Genomic DNA, 2662 nt, shown 5'->3' on the forward strand with positions numbered 1-2662 from the left:
GCTTCTCCCTTCCAGAAAAAGCATTGAATCAGATATCAATCACTTTGGGAATCCAATTTATGAGTATGTGACCTAAGATAGTTCACGCCCTCGCGATACGAAAGTTGATTTGATCGGGGAATGTTTTGACATCGGTTTTCGTATCGCTGCGCTGCCCCACAGAAGTCTGCGGGGGCATAAGCGGCGCGATGGAATGCTGCACAGCGTGCGATCCGGCCTTGGCATTGCGGTAGTGCCTGATGTCATTGTCGATGAATATCTCGCCAATCAAACAATCGTAATACGATAGAAAGACTGGCAACCACGGGCTGTGGCGTTGCATCTGGTTACACCGCCGGGCACCATTCGCCCACAAAGGGTCACTGCGCTTATTGGCTATCGGGTCGCACAACTCGGACGATGACTTTATTAACTTCCGTTAAGTTTTCGCCGTCGCAAATGTGATTTTTCTTTCGATTCCGAAGCCAACTCCCGGGAATGTTACAAAATATGCGATATAGTTTACATTAGCCCGATACTTTAACCCTTGGAAAATAGTTATTTTTTGTGAACAAAAATATCACAACCCTCGGGAATCCTAGCATTAACACCAAATTAACCTTTCAAGTTCATTCCTATTATGGTTAATAACGTTCGAAGCACTGCTGGTTAAGTCTGAGCGGTTTCGGGGGATCCAGGCGTTTCAAAAAGGGGTTTGCCCATGCGTGTTCTTTTGATTGAAGATGAACCTACCACAGCGAAGGCAATTGAAATGATGCTCGCGACGGAAGGGTTCAATGTCTACACGACTGACTTGGGTGAGGAAGGTCTCGATCTGGGCAAGCTCTATGATTACGACATCATATTGCTCGATTTGAACTTGCCCGACATGCACGGATATGATGTCTTGAAAAAACTGCGCGTTGCCAAAGTGCAAACGCCCGTGCTTATTCTTTCAGGCATTAGCGAGATGGACACCAAGGTCCGATCCTTTGGCTTTGGGGCCGATGATTATGTAACAAAGCCGTTTCATCGCGAAGAATTGGTCGCGCGCATCCACGCGGTTGTGCGTCGTTCCAAAGGCCATTCGCAGTCCGTCATCCGCACGGGCAAGTTGGCGGTGAACCTCGACGGCAAAACCGTTGAAGTCAACGGCAGCCGCGTGCACCTGACGGGCAAGGAATATGCGATGCTTGAGCTGCTGAGCCTGCGCAAGGGCACCACGCTGACCAAGGAAATGTTCCTGAACCATTTATATGGCGGCATGGACGAGCCTGAATTGAAAATCATCGACGTCTTCATCTGCAAGTTGCGCAAGAAATTGGCTCTGGCATGTGGCGGTGAAAACTACATCGAAACGGTGTGGGGCCGTGGCTATGTACTGCGCGATTTCGACGAGGTGGAGCAGCTCGTTGCTTGAAGCGGCCTGACGTGCACATTTTATGGGGGGCCATGGGCGCAGTCAGAAATGGCTGCGCCCATTGCTATATGTGGCTTAACGCCGTGGCGGCAGACCAGCGAAAGTGATCGTGCTTTCCTCGCCTTTCGCACTTAATGCACTGACGCCAACAAAATGATCATCCACGATCAAGCCCTCCAGCACTGTTTCGGTGCCCTGCAGTTCGCGGACAAAGTTCCAATCCTGCGCATCGGCGCGGCGCTGATACACGCGATAGCGTTGCGCGCCGGGGCTTGCGTCCCATGTGACTGAGGTGTTGGAAGTGACTGCGCCGCCTAATGTCGCCGACGCAGGCGCTGGCGGCGCATCGGCCAATGCCGTTGCCGTTAGAACATTCAACATCGTCACCTTTACCAAATAGTCGAAGTCCATCTTGTCGATGGTATCACCATATTCAATGCCATTTTCGGTGCGCAGATCTTGATGCTGGTGATGATAATTTTCAACGCCGACGGTGTAACGGATGGCCGGAAAGCCAAGCTCGAGCGCAGGCAAATGGTCGCCGCCGCGCGCAAAGCGGTCAGGCCGACGGACGCCAAAGACATCGAGTGTTACCTCAGGATATGCTTGCGCAGCAACCTTGTCGGCAAAGCGCATCAGCGAACGGCTTGGCCCGTCATCTTCACCGCCACTATTGCGCCGTGCCATCTGCCCCGCCAGATCTTCGGAGGCACGAATGCCCTCGCTGAAGACGCACACGACATTATCAACCTTGCGTCCGTCGGTGCCAAGCGTGCCGCCGACAATATCATTGTTCAACATGGCGCTGACTTTCCAGCCACGTTCCTTGGCGGTTTCGGCGAGAAGCCGTCCGCCCATTAGGCCCTGTTCTTCGCCTGACAGCAGAGCAAAAACAATCGTCGCTGCATTCTGTGGCTGCTGAGACATGATCCGTGCCGCCTCAATCACCAATGCGCTGCCCGAACCATCGTCATTAGCGCCCGGCGCATTTTGCGTGAAATCCATCACGTCGGAAACGCGGCTGTCAATATGTCCGGCGATAATGATGACATGGTCCCAGCCCATTGTGCCGGGCTTAATCGCAAGCACGTCGACAATATTGACGCCATTTGGAATACGCGGACCCGACATATTGCGTTCGAGCAATTCTGTCCGCAGGCAGCCATTGCACGCCGTGGCGATTTTCACAAATTCGCTGTGCGCCCATTTGCGGGCGGCACCGATGCCGAGTTTTGGGTCCGTTGCCGATGACAATGTATGGCG

General features: G+C 53.0%; 2 protein-coding genes. One reads left to right on the plus strand and one right to left on the minus strand.

Annotation, left to right across the window (positions count from 1 at the left end):
* Positions 1 to 700: 700 nt before the first annotated feature.
* Complete coding sequence (gene ctrA / locus HEQ34_RS14085) at positions 701 to 1399, plus strand: response regulator transcription factor CtrA (RefSeq protein ID WP_296201536.1); 699 nt, start codon at positions 701 to 703, stop codon at positions 1397 to 1399.
* A gap of 75 nt (positions 1400 to 1474) precedes the next feature.
* On the opposite strand, the gene HEQ34_RS14090 is transcribed toward ctrA, so the two are convergent.
* The coding region (locus tag HEQ34_RS14090) for a M20/M25/M40 family metallo-hydrolase (protein ID WP_296201537.1) at positions 1475 to 2662 on the minus strand (1188 nt) is incomplete at its 5' end.

The organism is Sphingorhabdus sp. (assembly GCF_023910635.1).
Taxonomy (GTDB): domain Bacteria; phylum Pseudomonadota; class Alphaproteobacteria; order Sphingomonadales; family Sphingomonadaceae; genus Sphingorhabdus_B.

Bases quoted from the DNA above. Each gene is read 5' to 3' on its own strand.
- ctrA (WP_296201536.1), top strand. From the start codon at position 701: ATGCGTGTTCTTTTGATTGAAGATGAACCTACCACAGCGAAGGCAATT.